The organism is Ancylothrix sp. D3o, from assembly GCF_025370775.1.
GTDB lineage: Bacteria > Cyanobacteriota > Cyanobacteriia > Cyanobacteriales > Oscillatoriaceae > Ancylothrix.
Genome location: NZ_JAMXEX010000006.1, coordinates 222,628 through 247,223, shown reverse-complemented (window position 1 = coordinate 247,223; position 24,596 = coordinate 222,628). Strand labels below are relative to the sequence as shown.

At 43.3% G+C, this 24,596-nt stretch carries 15 protein-coding genes; 7 read left to right on the top strand and 8 right to left on the bottom strand.

The features are described from left to right. Positions 1-349: 349 nt before the first annotated feature. Together recN and NG798_RS13950 are read right to left on the bottom strand one after the other, a co-directional pair. Positions 350-2,146 carry a DNA repair protein RecN gene (recN, locus tag NG798_RS13955; protein WP_261223862.1) on the bottom strand — a complete coding sequence of 599 codons (1,797 nt, stop codon included), beginning with the start codon at positions 2,144-2,146 and terminating at the stop codon, positions 350-352. Positions 2,147-2,531: 385 nt separating this feature from the next. Further along, positions 2,532-4,619 carry a hypothetical protein gene (locus tag NG798_RS13950; protein WP_261223859.1) on the bottom strand — a complete coding sequence of 696 codons (2,088 nt, stop codon included), beginning with the start codon at positions 4,617-4,619 and terminating at the stop codon, positions 2,532-2,534. 222 nt (positions 4,620-4,841) lie between these two features. Between NG798_RS13950 and NG798_RS13945 the strand changes: the two genes are divergently transcribed. After that, positions 4,842-6,830 carry an AarF/ABC1/UbiB kinase family protein gene (locus tag NG798_RS13945; protein ID WP_261223857.1) on the top strand — a complete coding sequence of 663 codons (1,989 nt, stop codon included), beginning with the start codon at positions 4,842-4,844 and terminating at the stop codon, positions 6,828-6,830. Between the two features lie 69 nt (positions 6,831-6,899). Here NG798_RS13945 and NG798_RS13940 read toward each other — a convergent pair whose 3' ends face one another. Beyond that, positions 6,900-8,135 carry an OFA family MFS transporter gene (locus tag NG798_RS13940; RefSeq protein WP_261223856.1) on the bottom strand — a complete coding sequence of 412 codons (1,236 nt, stop codon included), beginning with the start codon at positions 8,133-8,135 and terminating at the stop codon, positions 6,900-6,902. A 357-nt stretch (positions 8,136-8,492) separates the two neighbouring features. Next, on the bottom strand, positions 8,493-11,225 hold the full coding sequence (locus tag NG798_RS13935) for a valine--tRNA ligase (protein ID WP_261223855.1): 2,733 nt from the start codon (positions 11,223-11,225) through the stop codon (positions 8,493-8,495). A gap of 217 nt (positions 11,226-11,442) precedes the next feature. Here NG798_RS13935 and NG798_RS13930 point away from each other — a divergent pair, with 217 nt between their 5' ends. Next, a complete protein-coding gene (locus tag NG798_RS13930; RefSeq protein WP_261223842.1) occupies positions 11,443-15,441 on the top strand; it encodes a PAS domain S-box protein in 3,999 nt (1,332 codons plus the stop codon). Positions 15,442-15,559: 118 nt separating this feature from the next. Here NG798_RS13930 and NG798_RS13925 read toward each other — a convergent pair whose 3' ends face one another. Further along, complete coding sequence (locus tag NG798_RS13925) at positions 15,560-17,362, bottom strand: metallophosphoesterase family protein (RefSeq protein ID WP_375338964.1); 1,803 nt, start codon at positions 17,360-17,362, stop codon at positions 15,560-15,562. 199 nt (positions 17,363-17,561) lie between these two features. Then, positions 17,562-17,693 carry a hypothetical protein gene (locus tag NG798_RS13920; protein ID WP_261223840.1) on the bottom strand — a complete coding sequence of 44 codons (132 nt, stop codon included), beginning with the start codon at positions 17,691-17,693 and terminating at the stop codon, positions 17,562-17,564. 236 nt (positions 17,694-17,929) lie between these two features. Between NG798_RS13920 and NG798_RS13915 the strand changes: the two genes are divergently transcribed. Beyond that, entirely contained in the window at positions 17,930-18,451 is a 522-nt protein-coding gene (locus tag NG798_RS13915; RefSeq protein ID WP_261223838.1) for a photosystem I assembly protein Ycf3, read from the top strand. Between the two features lie 92 nt (positions 18,452-18,543). Next, positions 18,544-18,825, top strand: a complete 282-nt coding sequence (gene gatC / locus NG798_RS13910) for an Asp-tRNA(Asn)/Glu-tRNA(Gln) amidotransferase subunit GatC (RefSeq protein ID WP_261223836.1) — start codon at positions 18,544-18,546, stop codon at positions 18,823-18,825. Positions 18,826-18,871: 46 nt separating this feature from the next. Here the strand turns inward: gatC and NG798_RS13905 are convergent, their stop codons facing one another. Further along, a complete protein-coding gene (locus NG798_RS13905) occupies positions 18,872-20,173 on the bottom strand; it encodes a homoserine dehydrogenase (protein ID WP_261223819.1) in 1,302 nt (433 codons plus the stop codon). 438 nt (positions 20,174-20,611) lie between these two features. Between NG798_RS13905 and NG798_RS13900 the strand changes: the two genes are divergently transcribed. Then, positions 20,612-20,836 carry a hypothetical protein gene (locus NG798_RS13900; RefSeq protein WP_261223817.1) on the top strand — a complete coding sequence of 75 codons (225 nt, stop codon included), beginning with the start codon at positions 20,612-20,614 and terminating at the stop codon, positions 20,834-20,836. Then, the gene (locus tag NG798_RS13895) at positions 20,833-21,099 is read left to right on the top strand and encodes a Txe/YoeB family addiction module toxin (RefSeq protein WP_261223815.1); all 267 of its coding nucleotides are present in this window, start codon (positions 20,833-20,835) and stop codon (positions 21,097-21,099) included. Before NG798_RS13900 ends, NG798_RS13895 begins: the two co-directional genes overlap by 4 nt. Positions 21,100-21,260: 161 nt before the next feature. On the opposite strand, the gene NG798_RS13890 is transcribed toward NG798_RS13895, so the two are convergent. After that, positions 21,261-22,256 (bottom strand): glycosyltransferase, encoded by a 996-nt coding sequence (locus tag NG798_RS13890; protein ID WP_261223813.1) that lies wholly within the window; start codon positions 22,254-22,256, stop codon positions 21,261-21,263. A gap of 471 nt (positions 22,257-22,727) precedes the next feature. Here NG798_RS13890 and ftsH3 point away from each other — a divergent pair, with 471 nt between their 5' ends. Next, positions 22,728-24,566, top strand: a complete 1,839-nt coding sequence (gene ftsH3 / locus NG798_RS13885; protein ID WP_261223811.1) for an ATP-dependent zinc metalloprotease FtsH3 — start codon at positions 22,728-22,730, stop codon at positions 24,564-24,566. The last annotated feature ends 30 nt before the right edge of the window (positions 24,567-24,596 follow it).

Below are 24,596 nucleotides of genomic sequence, written 5' to 3'. Positions count from 1 at the left end.
CTTGAGGGGCAAGGTGTCAGGGATGTGTTGCATCCTTGGTGCGCCGGTTCAAGATTACTACTCAAGTTTACTCTGTTGTTTGGTTGAGGACTTTGATTTTATGTTGTTGATGTTAAATTGATAGCACGTTTTGAGGGGTGGTAGGTTTTGGTTGTTTGGGGGGGTGCTCGGATGCTAATGGCCCTTTTCTAGTTTTCCACATTTTCTTAGGAAATATTTGTACCCATTTCTACCAATTTTTGCTTTTTTTAGTGATGGGGGAGATAACGGGGATGTGGGGGGGGCTAGGGATGGCTGTTTGGGGGAGGTAAAATTTTTTTTGGGAAATTTTTCACTTTTTATTTTTTACTTAAGGTCTGTTTCTGACGCTTTTGGCTGTTGTTGGCAGTTTTTTTTGTCTGAGGCTGGCTGCTTGGACGAGCAGGGAGTCGGCAAAGGCGATGGATTGTTGGGCTGATTGTCCACCGGCCAGGGTGGCGAGTTCTTCTCTTCTTTCTGTGGTATTTAGGGGGCTGACGCGGACGACGGTTCGCACGTCTGAGGAAAATTCTTCTTGACTTTTTCCGGTTTGTGTGCTTTGCAGTTCGAGGTCTGGGTTAATGACAAATTTGCTGACGCGGTAATGATGGTCTGCCATTGCGGCGACGAGGGGTTGGTGGGTGACGCAGAGGACTTGATGGTGGTGGGAGAGTTGGTTGAGTTTTTCGGCGATGGCTTGGGCGACTCTTCCTGAGACTCCAACATCGATTTCGTCAAATACGAGGGTGTCGGTGTCGTCTAGGTCGGCAAAGCAGGCTTTGAGGGCGAGCAGAAAGCGGCTCATTTCGCCGCCGGAGGCGGTTTCGTTGAGGGGTTGGAGGGGTTCACCGGCATTGGGGCTAAAGAGGAATGTGATGCGATCTGAGCCGGTGGCTGTGGGTGTTGTTGGGGCAATTTCGACTTGAAATTGCACTTTTTCCATTGCTAGGGGTTTGAGTTCTTCGATGAGTTTTTGTTCGAGGGTGGTTGCTGCTTTTGCGCGCAGGTTTGTGAGTATTTGACAGGCTTTTTCAAGTTCGCTATAAGCAATTTTATAGGCTTTTTCGAGGGTTTCTAGGGATTGTCCGCCGCCGTTGAGTTCTTCTAGTTCTATTTGGATTTTTTCGTAATAGTTAATGGCGTCGGCTAGGGTGGGGCCGTATTTTCGGCAGATTTGTTTGAGGAGGTGGATGCGTTCTTCTACTTCTTCGAGGCGTTCGGGATCTGATTCTAAACTGGCGCCGTAGTTGGATATTTCTCGACCGGCTTCTGTGATGTGGGCGATGGCGTTGCTGACTAATTCTAGGATGGGTTGCAGTTGGCTGTCGAATTTCACCATGTCGGTGAGGATGGTTTCGGCTTTGCCAAGTAGATCGGCGGCGGCTTGGGCGTCGTTGTCGTTTTGGTAGATGATTTGATAGACGTTGTAACTTTGTTGTTGGAGTTCGACTGTGTGGCTGAGGCGGATGCGTTCTTGTTCGAGTTGGGTTTGTTCGTCTGGCTCTTGGAGGCTGGCGCTGCTGAGTTCTTTGAGTTGGTATTCTATGAGGTCTAGTCTTTGGAGGCGTTGTTGTTCTCCTTGTTTTTTTTGTTCGAGGGCTTGTTGGGCTTGTTGGGCTGTTGTGTAGGCGCTGGCGACGATTTGCCGTTGTTGGATGATGGGGTTTCCGCCAAAGGCGTCTAGCCAGTGTCGCTGGCGGGCCTGCTGACCGAGGTGGACTGTTTGGCCTTGGGCGGTGATTTCGACGATGAGTTCGCGTAGTTGATCCATGAGTTGCCGGTTGACTAGGATTCCGTTGAGGCGGGAACGGGATCTAAGGCTGTTTTGACCGGCGGTGAGTTCGCGGCTGGCGATGAGGGTGTTGCTGTCGAGGGGGTCTATTTCTTGGGTTTTTAGCCAGTTTAGGACGGGTGGGGTGAGGTGAAAGGTGGCTTCGATGAGGGAACGGGTTGTGCCGGTGCGGATGGCTCTGCTGCTGAGTTTGCCTCCGAGGGCGGCGTCTAGGGCGTCGAGGATGATTGATTTGCCGGCGCCGGTTTCGCCGGTGAGTACGTTGAGGCCGGTGCCGAATTGGAGTTCTAGTTTGTCTATGAGGGCGAAGTTTTCAATGCTTAAGGATAGCAGCATGGAGTGTGGGGGTGAGGGTTGGGAATATGCTACCGCTTAATCATTATAGGCAACGGGTGCCGGTGGGTTGGTTGAAGTTTGGTTAAGTTTGGGGGTGGATGGGTGCGGTTGATGGGTGGTGGTTGATGGGTGGACAGGAAAAAAAGCCCATCGGGGGTTATAAAACGGCTTTATTTAGTCACCGGTTAAAACCGGCGCTACAAGAAAAAAACCCCTCCGGGGTTAGGAAAGGGTTGTATTTAGTCCGTAGGACTTTATTCGTGTAGCTGCCGGTTTTAACCGGCAGATTTTTATCGTTTAGCCGCTATTTAACCGGCACCGAATTAACCGGCCCCAAATTAACCGGCACCGAATTAACCGGCCCCGAATTAACCGGCAGATGCTTTTATTCTAAATAAACCTTTGCCCAAGCATAAACAAACGAGTCTTTTTTGACTAAATACTCTGCTGCTTTGCGTTGTTTATTTTTGTCTTTAATTCTCTTGACGTAGCGCTGAATTTCTTCCTCAATTTCATCAACTTTTGCGCCTCGTTCCCTGGCTTTTTCATACCAATCATCCCCCTCTGGATAACGCCCGCATTCATAACAAATTGCTCCCATTAAAGTGCAAGGTTGATGAGTATCAGGCTGGCATTCAAAGGCAATTAAAGCATATTTTTCTGCCTGTTGTAAGTCACCAATATCTCGGAAAGCCCCACCTCGTGTAACGCAAATTCGTGATTTTAGCCGTTTGTCTTTAATTTCAGCAAGATTGGCTTTTTGAGTAATTGCTAATGCCTTTTGTGGTTCTTGAGCTTTTCGCCATTCACTACTTATCGTAGGCAAAAGATAGATGTCTTTTGTTTGCTCATATTCTTTTTCGTGAAATTGGGCTTCTTGCCGGTAATGGGCTTTGGCAATTTCTCCCTCCCTCGACAGCATTTTCTCTGCCATTAATTTTGTTACCAATAATTCATCAAGCCTTTCTCCTTTTTCCAATTTACACATGATTTCGTAAAAAGGATCAAATGGTAAATTGGGGTCAACTATTCGATACTTAGATTTAAGAGAGTTAAAGTGACGAACTAGAATTATTTGGGCAATACTTTTGACAGTTTCACTCAAATTCTGTTCCTCCAACCACTCAATATCAGCAGCGGTTATTTGAGATTTTTGGTCAAAGTTTACCAAAATTTGATACAACCGGCTCTCTAGGGAGTAATCTTCATAGTCTGCGGCTTTATACTTGGTTTTCAGCTTGGTAAACTTGCTGATATTTGTAGCAATTTCAGCGGTTTTATTGAGCCGGCGCATTTTCAACCAATTGATATCAGTTTCACAGAGTTGATGTTCTGAATCAAGTTGCCGCAGAATAGAATACAAATAATTATTTAGCGAACTTTCTGCTGGAGTATCGGCTTGATATTTTTGTTTGAGTTGGACAAAATGAGATATTTTTTTGGCTTCATTTGCAGTTTCCAATAAATCGGCATCTTTGAGAAACTTCATTTCTTCGGATTTTAATTCTTCCTGACAAGATTTGAGTTTCTTCAAAATGTCATAAAGTGGGCTATAAGGGCATTGATCTTGATATGAACTCGCTAGGAATTTATCTTTTAACTGGCTAAATTCCTGCTTTTGTTCTTGATACTCAGCCAGTTGAGCCGTAGCACTGCCATTTTGCTTTAACCAGTTTTGATCCTCAGCGCTTAAAACGGTGTCTTTTTCCAATTTTTTGAGAATCAAATAAAGTGGTGAATCTGACGAATTCTCAGGATGTTGTGTGATGTGATACTTTTCTTTTAGCTGGGTAAATTCAATATCTTTCGCTGCTTCTTGTTGCCAACAAATTTCTAAGGTTTCGAGCAAGCCGTTTTCTAAAAGCCAGGTTGTTTCTTCGTCAGTTAATGCTTTTTCTGCATCTAGTTGTTTGAGGATATGATACAACCGGCTGTCGGGGAAACATTCTTGATATTGTGTGCTGCAATACTTAACTTTTAAGCCGGCAAATTCTTTAATTTGTTCGACAAGTTGAAGAGTTGCATCAAGTTGGTTTTGCTGGAGGTAGTTGATTTCTCGTTGTTTGAGGGTTTCCCCGGCTTCTAGTTTCCATAAAATCGAAGATAATCGATTGTCACTGTCACACTTAAACGCGGCAGGGACTTTATATTTTGTTTTGAGGACGCTTAATTCTTTTTCTAGGCGGTTTTTCTCTTGAGATTGATATTGTTTAAGGGCCAGACAATTTAATGTGGAGAAAAGCTGCTTTTCTTTTAACCAATATAGCTCAAAACTGTTAATTTCGAGGTCAAGATCGGCTTTGCGTAAAATTAGATAAAGCAGACTTGCGGGGGAAGAATCTTGATAGCTGTTGGCATCATACTTGTTTTTAAGAATCGCAAAATATTGGGCATGACTTATGTCATTAAAGAGGAAAATCTCGGTGGTTTTCGTATTATCGTATTTGATTTTTCTGTGAGAGTTGTCTGTCATATTTTTTTTTGAGAAAAGAAAAAAGGTGATAATTGTTCTTTAACTAGACTAACCAATCACCAGAAGCCTTGGCAAGAGTTTTTTGCTTTTTTTATAGGCTTAATTCGTATTTTTTAGTTGCCAATCACCAATCCCCACCCATCCCTATCGGGAAAACCACCTACCCCATCGCCGGCAAATTGTTACAATACGTTAAGGTCACTTCTAATATATAGCGAGCCAATGCAAACCAAAACTGCCTCCCCCAACTTATCTGAGCAGAATACCCTAGCTACAGTCACGGTAGAAAGCCAGCTTTTGCCTACCGTAGAGGCAACAACGGAATATCTACCGGCCCCCGAAAGCGACGCCTTGCGTTATGATCCGGTGGCGATTGCCGAATATTACAAAAACCGGCCGGTGCAAGTTTGGGGCCGGGCTTTAGGAATTGTGCGGAGATTTGCTAGTTTTGGTTTGGGTATTTTGTGGGATCAAAAAACCGGCCAAACCGTCAAAAATCAGCCGAAACGTGCCGAACAAATCCGGCAATTACTAACAGAATTAGGCCCAGCTTTTATTAAAGTCGGGCAGGCGCTTTCAACTAGACCTGATTTAGTGCCGCCAAGTTATTTAGAAGAATTAACCAAACTACAAGATCAATTACCACCTTTTCCCAATCAGTTAGCCTATCAATTTATTGAGGAAGAATTAGGTGCACCGCCGCAAGAAATTTATGCAGAATTAACAGCGATGCCGGTGGCGGCGGCCTCGTTGGGGCAAGTTTATAAAGGCAAACTGAAAACCGGCGAAACGGTAGCAGTAAAAGTTCAGCGACCAGGTTTAGCAGAGAGCATCACTTTAGATGTTTATATTTTACGGAAATTATCAGCTTGGGTGCAAAATAATGTGAAGCAAGTTCGCAGCAATTTAGTAGAAATTACTGATGAATTTGCGGCCCGGATTTTTGAAGAAATGGACTATAGCCAAGAAGGCCGAAATGCTGAACGCTTTGCCGAACTTTACGGCCATTTAAAAGATATTTATGTGCCGCAAATTTACTGGCAATACACAAATACTCGTGTGTTGACAATGGAGTGGATTAATGGCACAAAATTAACAAATATTGAGGCACTTCGTCAGCAAGGAATTGATGCAGCTTATTTAATAGAAGTCGGCGTGCAGTGTTCTTTACGGCAGTTATTAGAACACGGATTTTTTCACGCTGATCCGCACCCCGGAAATTTATTAGCCACCACAGACGGACAATTGGCTTATCTGGATTTTGGCATGATGAGTCAAGTTAAACCTTATCAGCGGTATGGCTTAATTGAGGCCGTTGTTCACTTGGTAAACCGCGATTTTGAAGGCTTGGCAAGAGATTATGTGAGTTTAGAGTTTTTGACTCCTGACACTGATTTAACGCCGATTATTCCGGCGCTGGCGGGGGTTTTTAATAATGCTTTGGGGGCTTCTGTTGCGGAGTTAAATTTCAAGAGTATTACCGATCAACTTTCTGAGGTGATGTATGAGTATCCGTTTAGGGTGCCGGCGTATTATGCCTTAATTATTCGCTCGTTGGTGACGCTTGAAGGGATTGCGATAAATGTTGATCCGAATTTTAAAGTTTTGAGCAAAGCTTATCCTTATGTGGCGAAAAGGTTGTTAACAGATCCGTCGCCGGAGTTGCGTGCTTCTTTGCGAGATTTGTTATTTAAAGAAGGTAGTTTTCGCTGGAATCGTTTGGAGAATTTGCTCAAGAATGCACAGAGTAGCGATGATTATGATATCAGTCAGGCTTTGAATCAAGCGCTGGAGTTTCTGTTTTCCGAACGTGGGGATTTTATTAGGGATTATTTGGTTGATGAGATTGTGAAAAGTGTGGATACTTTATCACGTCAAAGTTTACAAAATGCGACGGCGGTGGTGAGTGAATGGTTTGGTTTGCACGTTGAACAACCGGCGGTTTCTGTGGCTGATCAGCAAAAACTCGAAAATATTAAACGCATAATTGCAATTTTGCAAGAAACGAGGGGTTTTGATCCGCTGAAAGTGGCGACGGCTATTCCTCAGTTAATTGCTAAACCTGAAACCCAAAAAATGGGTCAACAAATTGCGGGCCGGCTTGCTCAACGTTTAGTAGCGCGGTTTATTCGGGATGTGTTTTTAAAAAATGAGCCGGTGGATGTTTATGAGCCGGTTAACCCTGCTCTTTCTTTGCCGGCTTCAAGATAGAGATATAAGCTCTTAAAACGCAGAATCTCGCAGGGTAAGTCTCTGCGAGATTCTTTTTTTTAGAAAAACTTATTGAGTGATGCTACCGGCTTTTTTTAAGCTAAAAACGGCAATAATAATGCCAACAATGGCAAGCACACCAGTGACATAAAATGCAAAAGTGTAACTGCCAAACAAGTCGCGTATTCTACCGGCTACGATAGTTCCTAATAATGCACCCACTCCGTAAGCGGTGAAAACAACGCCGTAGTTTTTGGTGTAATCTTCGGGTTTAAAGAGGGTAATAGTGGCGGTGGGAGCGATGGCTAACCAGCCGCCAAGGGAGAGCCAAAATAGGCAAAAGGCGATGAGGTAGGTGGCGATGTTTCCTTCACCGGCACTGCTCATTAAAATTGAGGCGATGAGGATTAAAACGTAGTTGGCAACGGCGGCTAATTTGGGTTTTAATCTATCAGTTACCCAGCCAAAAGTAGGACGCGCTACGCCGTTACAAATGGCAAATAAAGAAACGGCAATTGCAGCAGTACCGGCATCGAGTTTAATGATTTCTTGAGCGACTGTGCTGGAAATTCCTATGGCTGCTAAACCGCAAAAAGTTCCAATGGTATAGCAGATCCATAAGGCATAAAAACTGGGGGTTTTTAAGAGGGGTGTTTCGCCGGTTTTTAAGGAAACATTTATGGCTTCTTTTGGTGTCCACCCTGCCGGTGTCCACCCTGCCGGTGGAATTTGAATGAGGGTAGAAATTGGCAGGATTAAGAGGATAAAACCAATGCCTAATATGGCAAATGTTCTGGGTACTTCAAAAATTTGAATGAGGCTATTGGCGATGGGTGCTGTTACAAGGGGTGATAAGCCGAAACCTATCACAGTTAAGCCAAGTGCTAAGCCTTTTTTGTCGGGAAACCATTTTGCAGAAACCGCTAAGGGTACTCCGTAGGCTATGCCAACGCCGGCACCTCCAATGATGCCATAAGTGATTACTAAAACGGTAATGTTTGGTGCAAAACTTGAAAGAAGATAGCCTAACCCTGTCAAAGCCCCGCCAATAGCTATCGTTTTGCGAACGCCAATTTTATCGATATAAAAGCCGGTAATTGGCATTAATATTGCATATACAACAAGCATCACCGTGAAAGGCAAAAGGCTTTCTGTAGCGCTGATGCTGAGCATTTTTTCTAAGGGTTTTCGGAATATACTCCATGAATATACTGTGCCCAGACACAGCATGACGGCTATTCCTAAAGGGATCATTAACCACCGGCCTTTCTCGGCTGGTAATCCAAAAATTTTGACGTCTTTCATTTGCTAAAACAGGGGATGCTTACTGATTCTTTCTGATGACTTTTTTGCAGGCGCATCTATTTGGTATAAATTTTTACGCTTTTGATGCCCTAGCTTTCTGAGTCTATGTAATTTTATCTAATTTTGCCTGGATATTTTATTAAGTTTTTTAGCTAATTTCGTTGATAAATGCCAGAGTTGGCTGGAAAATTTCCGTATTTTTACTGTTGTCAATTAAATGCTTATTCTTATTTTAGCCGCCTCTTCTTTTTTTCCTGCCAGCAATTTCAGGAATTCTTGATATAACTATTTCTTTCTTGGAGGAAAATAAATAATTGCAGGAGGCCGGCCCCTTCTTAGTAAGCCGGCCCCAACAAATTACTCCGTCAAACCTTGCAATCTTTCACGCAAAATTTCAGCTTGTTTTTGTGCTTCCGCCAGCGCATCTTTTGCACCTTGCACGACTTCCGGTTTGGCATTTTCCACAAAAGTCGGTTTTGCTAAACGCGCCGACAAACTGTTAATATCAGCGTCAACTTTTGCCAGTTTTTTCTCTAGTTTAGCGCGGAGTGCAACAACATCAACCACCCCCGCCAAAGGCATCAAAACTTGCACAGTTCCCACAACTCCCGCCATTGTTTGCTGTGGTTGGTTTTCCAAAACGGCGGTAATTGTCAATTCTTCAACTTTAGCTAAATCTTGAATATAAGACTTTGCTGCTGTTAAAATTTGCTGTTCCCGTTCGCTTTCGCTTTGCAAAATTGCTTTAACTTTTTGCGAAGGTTTCACATCTGCACTTGCTCGCAAATTACGAATTGTCCGAATTGTCTCAAACAACAATTCAAACTGTGATTCTAATTCGCTATCAATGAAACCGGCATCAACTTCTGGATAACTTTGCAAAGCCAAAGTATCATTTTCTCCCGCCTGTGTCAAAGTATGCCAAATTTCTGCCGTAATATGCGGCATAAAAGGATGCAGCAATTTCAGCACACCTTCTAACACAGATGCTAAGGTTTGTTGTGCGACTCGACGGGTGTTTTTTTCTTCTCCTTGTAAGCGAGTTTTGACTAATTCAATGTACCAATCACAAAACTCACCCCAGAAAAACTCATACAGTCCTTTTGCTGCTTCTCCTAGGCCATAATTGTCGATAGAATTGCCGGTTTGTTGCACAACTTGATGGAATCGTGACAAAATCCACCGGTCGGCTAATTCTAAACTTTCTTTATCAGGATTACCCAATTGTTGCGGTGTCATTCCATCCAAATTCATCATCACGAACCGCGCCGCATTCCACATTTTATTAGTGAAATTTCTCGCCGCTTCAACGGTTGCTGATTCATCGGTTTTGCGATTGTATTCTAAGCGGATATCTTGACCGGCACCCACAACTTCTTTTATCAAAGCATACCGCAAAGCATCGGTACCATATTTTGTAATTAATACTCGCGGATCAATGCCATTACCGGCAGATTTTGATTGTTTGCGTCCGTTTTCATCAAGTACCAACCCGTGAATGTAAACGTCTTTAAATGGCATTTGGCCGGTGAAATGTCCCGCCATCATTGTCATCCGCGCCACCCAGAAAAAGATAATATCAAAGCCGGTGACAAGAGTTGCGTTTGGATAATATGTCTCTAAATCTAGGGTTTTTTCCGGCCATCCTAATGTAGAAAACGGCCACAAACCAGACGAAAACCAAGTATCCAAAACATCGGCATCTTGTTGAAGTTTGACATTTTCTCCAAATTGCAATTTGGCTTTTTCTTCGGCTTCTGCTTCGTTGCGCGCTACGATAAACGGAGTGTTATCTTTTATTTCGCCATTGGTTTCACTCACCACATACCAAGCCGGGATTTGATGACCCCACCAAAGTTGCCGAGAAATACACCAATCTTTTAATTTTACCAGCCAATCTCGATAAACTTTTTCCCAACGTTGCGGCACAAAATTGGGCGAATTTTGATTATCTAAAAATTCCAGGCATCTGTCAGCTAAGGGGCGAATTTTGACAAACCATTGTGTTGAGAGGAGGGGTTCCACCGGCACCTTACCCCTGTCACTATAAGGAACGCTATGTTTATAGTTTTCAATTTTAACTAAAAACCCTTCTTCCTCAAGCCGCTTTACAACATTTTTACGAGCATCAAAGCGTTTTTGGCCGGCAAAATCCCCCGCATTTTCATTTAAAGTGCCGTCTTTGTTCATAATATTAATAAACGGCAAATTGTGGCGTTTACCCATTTCAAAATCGTTGGGATCGTGCGCGGGGGTAACTTTGACGCAGCCGGTGCCAAATTCCGGGTCTACTAATTCATCGGCAATGATGGGGATTTGCCGGTTCATTATCGGCAGAGTTAAGGTTTTTCCTACTAAATGTTTATAGCGTTCATCATTAGGATTTACCGCCACTCCTGTATCTCCCAGCATTGTTTCCGGGCGAGTTGTAGCGACTTCTAAATAACCAGAATTATCGCTGAGGGGGTAACGAAAATGCCATAAATTGCCGTCTACTTCTTTATTTTCTACTTCTAAATCAGAAACCGCAGATTGTGTTTCTGGGCACCAGTTTACTAAGTATTCGCCGCGATAAATTAAGCCTTGTTCATAGAGTTGAATAAAGGCTTCTAAAACGGCTTTCGATAAGCCTTCATCCATTGTGAAACGTTCGCGTGTCCAGTCAACAGAAACACCAAGCCGGCGTAGTTGATTGACTATTGTTCCGCCCGATTCTGCTTTCCATTTCCAGGCGCGTTCAAGGAATTTTTCTCGCCCTAAATCGTAACGCGAAACGCCTTCTGCTTTGAGTTGTTTGTCAAGGATTGTTTGGACTGCAATGCTGGCATGATCGGTGCCGGGTACCCAGAGGGTATTGTAGCCTTTCATGCGATGGTAGCGGATTAAGGTATCGATGAGAGAGGCTTCAAAGGCGTGCCCCATGTGGAGACTGCCGGTGACGTTTGGGGGTGGAATGACGATGCAGTAGGTTTTACCGCCTTTTTCTGGGGAGGCTTTGAAAATTTGGTTTTCTTCCCAGTATTTTTGCCATTTGGCTTCTGTGGTGGAGGCTTCGTATTGACTGGCTAGGGTTGGTATAGTTGCGGTCATGGAGAATTTAATTGTTAATCTTATTTAATATTTTGCCACTATGGGGGAAGAATGAAACGCTGAGTGGATTTGGGTGCAGGCGGGCGGTTAGCCTCTGCGAGGACTCTGGCCTTTGCGGGGGTTTAGGTAGCAAAACAAATCAAAATCCTAGGACAGACCAGAGTTAAAAGCAAAGTTTTAAGAGAAAATAAGATTATTTATGCGTTTTTATCAAAGTATGTCAAATTCTACCCGGATTTTATGGCAACGATACGGTTTTGCGGTTTTAGCTGTCCTGCTAGGATTGGCGCTAAATCTGGTTTTAAAAGCTATTTTTGGCATGACAAGTGGCGTGTTTTTGATTTTGTTGGTGCCGGTGACTTGTAGTGCATTGTATGGGGGACTAGAAGGAGGATTATTTGCTACTTTTTTAAGTGTGTTGGCGGTTGTTTTGTTGCCTGCTTCGGTGTTGTCGGTAGTTGGCGACGATAAAAATTTTCAGCTAATTTTATTTATTTTACAAAGTTTTTTGACTACGGGAATTATTGTTAAGTTGCAGAAGGGACAGCAGCGCAATCAAGTAAATTTTGAGCAACTGCAAATCAGAGAACAAGAATTAAAATTAGCAAGGGAAGACGGCCAAGAACTTGAGGGAGATTTAAAACAAGCCACGCAGCGAGTTAGTAATATTATTGAGAGGATGACTGATGCGTTTGTGGCGCTGGATCAAGACTGGCGTATTACTTGTGTTAATAAAATAACGGCTGAAATCAATAACCAAAAACCTGAAGAAATTATAGGTAAAACTCACTGGGAACAATGGCCCTGGTCTGCCGGCACTATTGTAGAGCAAAATTATCGGCGTGCAATGGCGGAACAGGTAGCGGTGCATTTTGAGGTGGTGTACGAACCGTTAAATATCTGGTTAGAAATTCATGCTTATCCTTCGCCTGAAGGGCTGGAGATTTATTTTAGAGATATTTCTGAGGCGAAAAGTTTTGAGGTTAATATGCAAAAGAATCTCAATCTTTACCGTACTCTCAGTGAAGCGATCCCGGAATTGGTGTGGTCAGTTTTACCGAATGGAACGATGGATTTTGCTAATGAAAAGTGGCATGAATACACCGGCATGAGTTTAAAAGAAGTGAACCAAGAAGGTTGGATAAAAATTATCCACCCAGACGATGTACCCCGCGCTGAGGAACTTTGGCAAAGGGCTTTAGAAACGGGAACACCTCAGCAACTAGAGTTTCGGTTTAAAGATAAAAATGGCAATTATCGGTGGTTTTTGGGCCGGAATGTACCTCTCAAAGATGAACAAAAAAATGTTATTAAATGGCTGGGTACGAGTATAGAAATTGACGAAATTAAACGTACCGAGGCGGCTTTAATTGAAAGTGAAACGCGCTTGCGGTTGGCTTTGGAGGCGGCTGATTTGGGTTTGTGGGATTATGATATAGTTTCGGGCCGGCAAACGTGGTCAGATCGCTGTAAAGAAATGTTTGGCATAGAACGGCAAAATCCCGAATTAGATTTTGATGATTTTATTAATTCTATTCATCCAGAAGACCAGGATCGAGTTGCGAATACGCAAAAACAAGCTATTGCCAATAAAAGTTATTACAACACAGAATATCGCATTACAAAACCAAATGGTTCTTTGGCCTGGATGATATCTTTTGGCCGTGCGTTTTATGATGGGGAGGGGAACGCTTGCCGGATGCTAGGGGTGGTGATGGATATCACCGAACGTAGAAGCGCCGAAGAATGGCTACAGAATCAGCAAAAATGGTTAGAAAATGTGATTAATTCCATGCCGGTGCCGGTGTTATTTGTGGAACCAGGAACGGCAAAAGTTACTTTTGCAAACCGCACTGCTGATGAACTGGCTGGGGGTGAGTTTCCTAAAGAAAAACCGGCTGAAGAATACCATAATATTTATTATTGTACTGATGGGCAAGGCAATCGCATTCCTGATGAAAGAATGCCTGGAGTTCGGGTGGCAAGAGGGGAACAATTAAACGGGTTTGAGATGGATTGGCATACGCCGCTTGGAGTGCGTTCGCTTATTGTTTATGGGGATATGCTGCCGGCAATGCACGGTCATCCAGCAACGGGTGTACTGATTTTTCAAGATATTAACCAGCTTAAGAAAATTCAAGAAGCATTGCGGCAAAATCAGCAATGGTTGCACACAATAGTCGAAAATGCTTCGGCGGGAATTTATGTGAAAGATATTGAAGGCCGGTATCTTTTGTTTAACCGCAAAAGTGAAGAAATTGCTAAAATGAGTCGGGATAAAATTTTGGGAAAAACTGATTTTGAAGTATTCCCCCGTGAGTTTGCCGAGGGGTATGTGGAAAACGATAAAAAGGTGATCGAGTCCGGGATGCCGATGGAAGCGGAAGAGGTAGGAGAATTTGATGGAAAAAGAACGGTTTTGCTGTCTTTTAAATGCCCGCTTTACGATGCAAATGGTGTACCCTATGCAATTTGCGGAATTTCTACAAATATTACGGAACGCAAAGAAACTGAAAAAGCAATTCAAGAGAGCAATAATCGCCTTAATTTGTTGTTTGAAACGGCCAGAGATTTGTTGTCTAGTAATAGGCCAGTGGCACTGATTGAAAGCTTGTTTATTAAGCTGCAAAGTATGATGGATATCGATGTTTTATTCAATTATTTGGCTGATGAAAAAGGCGCAGGAATTTCCTTAAAAAGCTACTTTGGGATCAGTGATGCGGTGGCTAAGGGCATTGAATGGTTACCTCTTGGGGAAGAAATATGCGGAACGGTGGCGGAAGAACGCCGTCAAATTACAGTGAGTAATATTGGTAAATTAACGGATAAAAAAACTGATTTTCTACGCTTGGTTGGGCTTTCTGCTTATTCTTGTCAGCCGCTTATTGCTGGGGATAAGCTATTGGGTACAATATCTTTTGGAAGCCGCACCCGGAACTCATTTACCCCGGATGAAGTGGCACTCATGCAGGCAGTTTGCGATCAAATAGCGGTGGCAATGGAACGAGCGAATTTATTAGATTATTTACACCGGCAAACCGAAGAACTCACCCAAGCAAATCGCATGAAAGATGAGTTTTTAGCTGTAGTTTCCCATGAATTAAGGTCGCCTTTGAATGCTATTTTAGGTTGGGCAACTATGTTGCGGGGAAGACAGTTAAATGAAAGCACAAAGGCGAAAGCTTTGGAGACAATAGAGCGAAATGCTAAGTCCCAAAAACAGTTAATTGAAGATTTGTTAGATGTCTCACGAATTATTACCGGCAAGTTGCGTTTAAAGGTGTTGCCGGTGCAATTACCACCGATTATTGAGGCCGTTTTGGATACGGTTAGACCGGCAGCAGAAGCGAAAACAATTGCTATAGAATCGGCGCTTGATTGGCAAATTGGGCCGGTTTTGGGAGATGCAGATCGTTTGCAGCAAATTATCTGGAATTTGTTATCAAATGCCATCAAATTTACGCCAAATGGCGGACGGGTGGATGTGCTTTTGCAAAGCTTTATTGAGCCGATGGGGTCAAATATTATTGCTTACGCCCAAATAGAAGTAAGGGATACCGGCATTGGTATTGAACCTGAATTTTTACCTTATGTTTTTGACCGTTTTCGTCAAGCAGATAGCTCTTCTACTCGCTCTTATGGAGGTTTAGGTTTAGGGTTATCTATTGTTCGTCAGTTGGTAGAAATGCACGGGGGAACTGTTGGGGTAGAAAGTCTGGGCAAGGGAGAGGGAACAACATTTTGGGTGAAGTTGCCTTTGAGAGAAAATCCTCCTCTAAAACCAGAAAATATCACCGAAAAATCTCTTAATTTTGGGGATGAGGATTCAAGTTTGGCTTTGCAAGGAGTACGCATTTTAGTGGTAGATGATGAGCCGGATACGCGAGAAGTTGTCAAGATATTTTTGGAGTCTTGTGGTGCAGTTGTGAAGGAGGCGATGTCAGCACAACAAGCTTTAAAAATTTTGCAAGAATGGCAGCCAGATATTTTATTAAGTGATATTGGGATGCCTTTAGAAAATGGTTATGATTTGCTTTCTAAAGTGCGAGCATTACCTTTAGAAAAAGGTGGTGGTGTGCCGGCGGTGGCATTAACAGCCTATGCGTCTGGGGATGATCAAAAACGCGCTCTTGATGCAGGGTTTCAAAAGCATTTGCCGAAGCCGGTAAACCCGATTGATTTGGCGGCTGTTGTGGCTTCTTTGGTGGGCCGGTGATGTTTTTAACTCTAGGGCAAAAGTGCAGCTAGAAACCGGCTTTTTCACCAGTATTCCAGCCTAAAATTTTGGCTCATCCTAAAAAAATCGGTTTCTGCTCTTAATATCTTCTCTGAATTTACCCACCGGCCCCTATTACAAACTCATCAAATTTAATCACATTTGACTCTGGTTTTCGCGTATCAAAATAATAACTGCTCACCGTCCTTTTCCCCGTATCAAAAATACTAAAAACCGTTAAATCATTACTACCAATAAAAGCCTGTGCTTTCCCATCTTCCCCCAAAACACTCGAAATCGAAGGCAAAACCGGCTCCAAACCATTTGGATTACCAACCGCCGCGTATTCTTCCTCATAACCCACCGGCACCGGACGCGGATTTTTTGCCACCGCCGCCCCATAAGAATTACCCACATTAGAAGACTCCAAAAAGTGCATCCCCGTTTTCCCCACAAACCGATTCCAAATATGAGAATGACCATAAAAAACCAACTGCACCCCCGCCTTTTCTAAAAGCGGCACAAGATCCCGAATAATATAATCATTTTCCAACGGATACTCATAACGAATTGACTCAATTTCTTTCTGCTCATTCCGCACAATCACCGCTACCGGATCAGTAAACGCCGGCACAATATTTGCCCCCAAAGAATGCGCTGGATGATGCAGCATCACCACCTTAAACTTTGCCTTTTTAAACTCATCACTGTTTAACTCATTTTCCAGCCATTCATATTGCTTACTCCCCTTATCAATAGGCTCAAAAATATGCTGTCCATACCCCCACGCCTCCGGTTTTTTTAAATCAGCCTTTCTTTCCCGATATTTCCCCCTCGCGTCATCATCTAAATTAAAAGTCCGCCAAATATTCGTCACATACAAAGACACCAAACGTACATCCCCAAACGTCAACGCATAATAATTTTCCCCACCATCTCCGCTGTCTGGCAAAGAAAAAATCTCCTGATAAGTATCCGTATTAAAAGAATTCGCCTTTATCCACGCTTCCCGCAACAAAGGATCATTATTTGGGTTTATCTGCTGAGCAATTTTGTTATAAAAATCAACCGCAACTTGACGAGGAATTGCATCATTATACTGCTCATTAAGATTCGTTTCCATCGAATAACGCCCCATAACTTCATGGTTGCCGGTGGCGGGAAAAAGCGGCGCATTTTGAATAATTTGCCCACCTTTATAAATTGTTTTTACCCCATTTTTTTCTAACTCATAAAAAGCCCGTCCCTGCAAACAAGGAAAAAAAGCACCACCTCTTTGATCATCAAACCATTCGGAAGCACGATCAGGAATATTAACTAAATCACCGGCAAAAAACACCGCATCAACTTGTCCTATTGTTTCCTCAACTTTTTGCAAATTTGCCGCCGTCATCGGCTTTAATTGATGATCGGAAGTTAGCAATATTTTTAAAGCTTGATTGCGAAGCGGTGCCGGTGCTAGGCTAAAAACCGCACTTTTAAAACTTCTGCCATTTTCCCGCACACTACTAACAAAATAAGGAATTTTTGCCCCCAAAACTAACCCCTCAACCACAGCCTCATGCCGCCAAATATTCCGCATCACCGGCTTATTAAAAACAATATTATCTTTTGTTTGCCCCTGAAAACGCGAGCGTTCATCTTCTCGTACACGGCTTAATTTTGTTGTCGTTGCAACAGTTTCTTTATCAAGATTTTTACCAAAATTCACGAAATGCCGAGTGCCGGCAAATTCAGTAAACCAAACAACTCGTACAGAAGTTTCTGTGGGAAGTTGCAAAAAAGGTTCTGTAAGCAATTCCAAATCAGATTTCATAGCAAACGGTAAGATAGGAGAAGGACGAAATAACAGAATCAATAACAATAGAATAAACGCACCGGCACCCCTAAGCAAAGTCTTTTTGGCAAAACGTTTCAACATAAATTATCTCTGATGCGAAATTTATTGAAGGGCATTTTACCAAGGTTGGGATTTTTTGCAATAGTGCGTACAATACATCAAAAACAAAATCCCCCGATAACGCTACCGAGGGATTTTGCTTTTAGGTTTTTATTGTTGAGTAAGAAGTCACCCTTCTTGATTTTTCTAGGCTTATACATGGGTAAAAACTGGGTAGTAGTTAGGCTGAGCGTTTCACACTTCCATCTGTGTATAATTCCATTGGGACTAACTCAAGTTTGCCGTTAACTTTCATGTGGGAGTAAACAATCTTTACAAAACTGGGGGTTCTTTCTTGTTGGTGGTAAGACATGGCTGAGAGCCTCCTAACCTTTTCTTTCTTCCTACTTACTATTATCCCCGCTTCCCATCAGAAAAACTGTGACTTCAAACTTGCAGCAATGTGATAAATTATTTAAGGCAAGGTGATAACAGGCTAAGAGGCTTGTGATAGCCGTCACATCGCCTCAACTTGCCCCACCGGCCTTAAACTAGATTGATAAACCTTTTTAACCAACAGGCACAACAGCCCCAGCCACACTCAAACTTATGCCAAGAAGCCAACGCAACGACAACTTTATTGATAAAAGCTTTACCGTCATGGCAGATATTATCCTCAAGATAATGCCTACCAGCCAAAAAGCAAAAGAAGCCTTTGCCTACTATCGAGATGGAATGTCTGCTCAAGCTGATGGCGAATATGCAGAAGCCTTAGAAAACTATTATGAAGCCTTAACGCTTGAAGAAGACCCCAATGATCGCAGTTATATCCTTTACAACATTGGCTTAATTCATACCAGTAATGGTGAACAAGATAAAGCTTTGGAATATTACCACGAAGCGCTGGATCTCAACCCCAGAATGCCGCAAGCTTTAAATAATATTGCCGTGATTTATCATTATCGCGGTGAAAAAGCGCGCGAAGCCGGGAACGCAGAAGAAGCCGAAGCATTGTACGACAAAGCGGCTGACTACTGGAAACGCGCTATCAGCCAAGCGCCAAATAACTACATCGAAGCCCAAAACTGGCTTAAAACCACAGGCCGGTCTACAATGGATATTTATTTCTAAAGCAGTTATTGGTAATAGGAATTAGGTTAAAACCTAGCCCATTACCAATTACTAACTCCCCCTTACCAATTCCCTGTTCCCAATTTTTACTTATGATTGACCGCGAACAAGTCCGAAAAGTTGCTCACTTAGCTCGATTAGAATTAACGCCAAAAGAAGAGGAGCAATTTACAACGCAACTTAGCAGCATTTTAGATTATTTCGAGCAATTGGCAGAACTCAATACAGACAATGTGCCGCCAACAACGAGAGCCATTGATGTTAGTAATATCACCCGCGTTGACAAATTGGAAGCGTGCCCAGATCGGGAAGCAATTTTAAACTGTGCACCTGAAAGGGAAGAGGAGTTTTTCCGAGTCCCGAAAATCCTGTAGAGCGATACTTTGCCCACCGGCCCCCACCGATGGGCTCAGCAACAACTTACAATACACGCAGGATACTCGGTATGCTATCCACCGCACCAGATGTGCGAATTTCATCCAGGGCGGCACGGAAATTACCTTCTCTCACATCGTGAGTTACTACGACAATTTCTGCCAAATTATCCCGCATTCCAATCTGGACAATAGACTCTAAACTGACTCCGTGATTACCGAAACTCGTACCGAGTTTGCCTATCACGCCGGCTTGGTCATTTGTGAGAAAACGAGTATAAAAACGGCTCACAACATCCTCCACCGGCCCCACACTACAGTAATGTTGGTGAGAGCAACTAATTAACGGGTGAGGAATCGGCACTGTTTCAGTTTTTAGAACTGCGGCAATATTCATAATATCTGAAACAACGGCGCTGGCAGTTGGGCCGGCCCCAGCACCACGTCCATAAAACATCACCTGACCAAGGGGTTCGCCTTCCACCAAAATTGCATTATAAACTCCATTCACACTTGCCAACGGATGACTTTTTGGCAAAAGTGTCGGATGTACGCGCAACTGCAAGCGGTCGCTTTCTTCGGTGCTGCCTTCCTCACGTTTAGCAATGGCTAGAAGTTTGATAATAAATCCCAGTTTATCGGCATAAGCAATATCGGCGGCGCTGACATTGCGGATGCCTTCTTTATATACTTCCTCTAACTTGATGCGACCATTAAAGGCTAAAGAGGCCAAAATTGCAATTTTATCGGCTGCATCAAAGCCATCGACGTCAGCAGTAGGATCGGCCTCAGCATAACCGAGTTTTTGGGCGTCGGCGAGCACTTCGCCAAAGTCGGCGCCTTCTGTGGTCATGCGGGTAAGGATATAGTTAGTGGTACCGTTGACAATGCCCATAACGCTTGTGATGCGGTTGGCGCCGAGGGATTGTTTGAGGGGTTGAATGACGGGAATACCGCCACCCACAGCAGCTTCTAGCAAGACATAAACGCCTTTTTCGTTAGCGGCGGTGAAGATTTCGGGGCCAAAACGGGCAATGACGGCTTTGTTGGCGGTGACGACGTGCTTGCCGTTGGCGATGGCTTTGAGAATTAATGAGCGTGCCGGTTCGAGTCCACCTAGTAATTCTACAACGATATCAACTTCTGGATCGTTGACGATTGATTCGAGGTCTGTTGTTAGCAGAGTTTTGTCTATTTGTAAAGTGCGGGATTTATCGAGAGAACGTACTCCGACTCTATAGATTTCGATTTCTTTTAGCAATGGAAGACGACCGGCTGGGGAAAGTAATATTTCTGCGGTGCCGGTGCCGACGGTGCCTAATCCTAGCAATCCTACTTTAAAAGTCACGCTTGTTACCTAGACTAAAATTCAATTCACTCAAAACTATTGTAAAGAAGCCGGTCTACATCAATAAAGTTAATCTTGGCTATGGTTGGGCCGTTTAGGGAGGTTATACATTTTGCTGGGAGGCCGGTTATTTCTCACTTCATGTACACAGGCGGCGAATTTGGAAAAAGTTCAGGGTTGAAATTTTGTTCTGCCAGAGTTCAACAGAGAAGGTGTAATACCAAAGTAGAAATGTCCGGCCATCAATAATCTTTAAAAAGCCGCTTCACCAACAAACAAAAATAACCCTCAAGAAAGCTGATGCTCGTATAAGCAGTGTAGACACCTTGGCAAGAAGAAATTTTAATGATCTAAAAGCCGGTTAGGGGAGGTTGAGGGTTGGGATATTACTGTGTTAGGATAAAAGTGTGCTTAATAAATCAAAAACAGGTCAGAACAATGTCTACAGTTTATAGATTAAAAGCTAGTGAAATTGATCCAAAAATTTTAGAAGAAATTAAATCAAATTATGGAGACAAAGAAATTGAAATTATTATTTCAGAGTTCGATGAAACAGAGTATCTTTTGAAATCAGAAACCAACAAAAATCGGCTTTTGGCAGCCCTTGAAAATGTAAAAAAAAGCCAAAACTTAATTTCATTAGATTTGCATGATTTACCATGAGCAGAAAAATTGTTTTTGAATATTCTGCTTTTGCAGATTTTAATGACTGGGTTAAATTAGATAAAAAGATTTATCGGAAAATTATCGAATTGATTAAAGATATAGACCGATCACCATTTGAAGGATTGGGGAAACCAGAGCCTCTGAAATACGAGTTAAGTGGTTTTTGGTCTAGGCGGATTGATAATGAACATCGTTTAGTTTATCAAGTGACGGATCAAGAAATTTTGATTGTGGCTTGTAAGTATCATTACAGTGAATAGGAAAAGTAGGGGCCATCTCCTTATGGTTGCCCCGTTTGTGTTAATTGTTAATGGTATTTCGAGGACATACAGGGGTTTTATTTCACAGAGAAGACACAGAGGGTAGTTGAGGGTTTTTTGTTGGTGCTTGGTTTTTTTTGGAGTGAGGATGTTTAAGGGTTTTAATTAAAATATTTCTTCCCAAACTTTTTAACTACCTTATCCGCTAACAACCGAAACCGGCCCATCTTTGGCAAACCCCGAATCACAGTATCCCCAGAAGATTTGGCATCAAAAAACTCATTAATTTCGCTTAAAATTACCCCAAAACGCTTAACCACATTTTCTCCTCTATACTCCCTTAAAACCTCTTCAGACAAACTCAAAACCTCCCCTTTATTAACCACTTTCAAAATCCGCCTCACATCAAAATCCCTCGAATATGCCCCAATTTTATAACAATTAAAACCCGGATCTAAATAATCAGAAAGCCCACCATTGACGCTCGAAAACACCACACAACCACACGCCAAAGCCTCCATAGGTTGCAACCCAAAACCCTCACTCACTCCCTGCATTGCCCAATATTCCGCCGAATCATACAAATAAACTTTAGCCCGATTAAAAAGCGCCGGTAAGTCTTCTATATATGAACTCACCACACAGACATTACACTCTTTTTCCAACACCGGCACCAACTTTTTCATCAAATACCGCGACGACTTCCGCGCCTGCACCAAAATATCAATATCTCGCGCTATATTTCTATTATTAAATTCATCAGAAATTTGATTTGGCAAATAATAAATCAGCGAATTCGGCGACTTTTGCCCCCAATATCCCATCGTATTCCGACTTACCGTAATAATAGGAATATCCCCCGGCAAACTAAACCCATACCCAGCACTGTGAGCATGATAAATTACCTGATAACCCTTAAGTTGACGCGCCAACTTAGGCACATCAAACCCCCAACTAATTACAAAAATAGCATCATCCAAATTCCCTTGTTTTAAAACATCTTCTAAAAACAAAGTATCCTTTTCTCGCTGTCGGTAAGTAACAACTTCCGCCTCACATATTTGTTTTGCCAGATTTAAGGTTTTTAACTCAGCCCACAACCCACCACAAGCAAACTTTCCACCTGTTCCCGGCACCAAAAAATAAAGCTTTCTCACACCAAACCTCAAGAAATGATACTATCTCAATAGTTTAACTTAATTGCACTCATGGATAACGATTTAATTGCATTTTTCGCCGGTGCCGGTTTACTCATCCTCTATCTAATTTTTTCCGCGATGACAGAAATGGGTACAAAATTACCCTGGAAAAAGTAAACATTTGCTCTTTCCAGCAAACAGCTTGACATAGCTTTTAAGAATTGGTTTGTTTTGCTTTTCGTTTTTTTGCTGGAATTGTCATAATTATCTCACAGGGGAAAATGGGCTTCAGACATATTCCAGCCACCGGCCCCCTAAATACAGCAACCTTAACGCCCAGAACCCAGACAGGGCAAGCCAAGAGCCGCATTTCTGAGTTTTGCCATAGCAGAACTGCCGCAAAACCTGAAAATCGGTTAATATAAGTTTACACAAGCAAATAAAAAGACTCCCGGCCAAATAAGAAAAAAATTAGGAGGAAACCTCTCGGTGAATAAACGGTGGAGAAACGCAGGACTCTACGCCCTGCTGGCGATAGTCGTCATCGCCCTATTTACAGCATTTTTTGACAAACAACCGCCGAGCCGGCAAACCTTACGATACAGTCAATTTATCGAAGAAGTCCAAAGCAAAAAAGTAGATAAAGTCAGTATCAGTGCAGATCGTACCCGCGCTTTAGTCCAAGCCCAAGACGGCAAATTTTTAGTCAACTTGCCTCCCAATGACCCAGCCCTCTTTGATATCCTCAGCGATAACAAAGTCAACATCGAAGTTTTACCCCAAAACGATGAAGGCTTCTGGGTTAAAGCCCTCAGCGGTTTATTTTTCCCCGCTTTACTATTAGTTGGCTTATTCTTCTTACTGCGCCGCGCCCAAAATGGCCCAGGTTCCCAAGCGATGAACTTTGGCAAGTCTAAAGCCAGAGTCCAAATGGAACCCAACACCCAAATTACTTTTGGCGATGTGGCCGGTATTGACCAAGCCAAACTTGAACTCACCGAAGTTGTAGACTTTTTGAAAAACGCCGACCGCTTTACGGCTGTTGGTGCAAAAATTCCGAAAGGTGTGCTGCTTGTTGGCCCTCCGGGGACTGGTAAAACCCTGTTGGCTAAAGCTGTTGCTGGTGAGGCCGGTGTGCCTTTCTTCAGTATTTCCGGTTCTGAGTTTGTGGAAATGTTCGTTGGTGTTGGTGCTTCCCGCGTTCGTGACCTTTTTGAGCAAGCGAAAGCTAATGCGCCTTGTATTGTGTTTATCGATGAAATTGACGCGGTAGGTCGCCAGCGTGGCGCCGGCCTTGGTGGTGGAAACGATGAACGCGAACAAACTCTCAACCAGTTACTTACCGAAATGGACGGTTTTGAGGGGAACACCGGCATCATTATTATTGCCGCAACGAACCGCCCCGACGTCCTCGACGCTGCTTTAATGCGTCCGGGCCGGTTTGACCGTCAAGTGGTTGTGGATCGTCCCGACTACTCTGGCCGGTTGGATATCCTCAAAGTCCACTCTCGCGGTAAAACTTTGGGTAAAGATGTCGATCTCGAAAAGATTGCCCGCCGTACTCCTGGTTTCACCGGCGCCGATCTTTCCAACTTGCTGAATGAAGCTGCTATTCTGGCAGCCCGCCGCAGCCTTACGGAAATTGCGATGGATGAAATTAACGATGCCATCGACCGTGTGCTGGCCGGCCCAGAAAAGAAAGACCGCGTGATGAGCGAAAAACGCAAGACTTTGGTTGCTTACCACGAGGCCGGTCACGCTTTAGTCGGTGCTTTGATGCCAGACTATGACCCAGTGCAAAAAATCAGCATTATTCCTCGCGGACGGGCCGGTGGTTTAACTTGGTTCACACCAAGTGAGGAACGGATGGACTCTGGCTTGTATAGCCGGTCTTATTTGCAAAACCAAATGGCGGTAGCTTTGGGCGGTCGTCTTGCCGAAGAAATTATCTTTGGTGAGGAAGAAGTGACTACCGGCGCCTCCAATGACTTGCAACAAGTTGCTCGCGTGGCGCGCCAAATGGTGATGCGCTTTGGGATGAGCGAACGTCTGGGGCCGGTGGCTTTGGGCCGGCAACAAGGCAATATGTTCTTAGGCCGCGATATCATGGCAGAACGCGATTTCTCGGAAGAAACCGCCGCCGCCATTGATGAAGAAGTCCGCAGCTTAATTGATGTTGCTTACAAACGTGCTAAAGAAGTGTTGCTCAATAACCGGCACGTTTTGGATAAATTGGCAGAAATGCTGATTGAAAAAGAAACTGTTGATGCTGAAGAATTGCAAGAATTGCTTGCTACCAACGAAGTGAAAATGGCAGCTATTGCTTAATTCAAGGGTTGCTAAAATTTCCCTCCTATT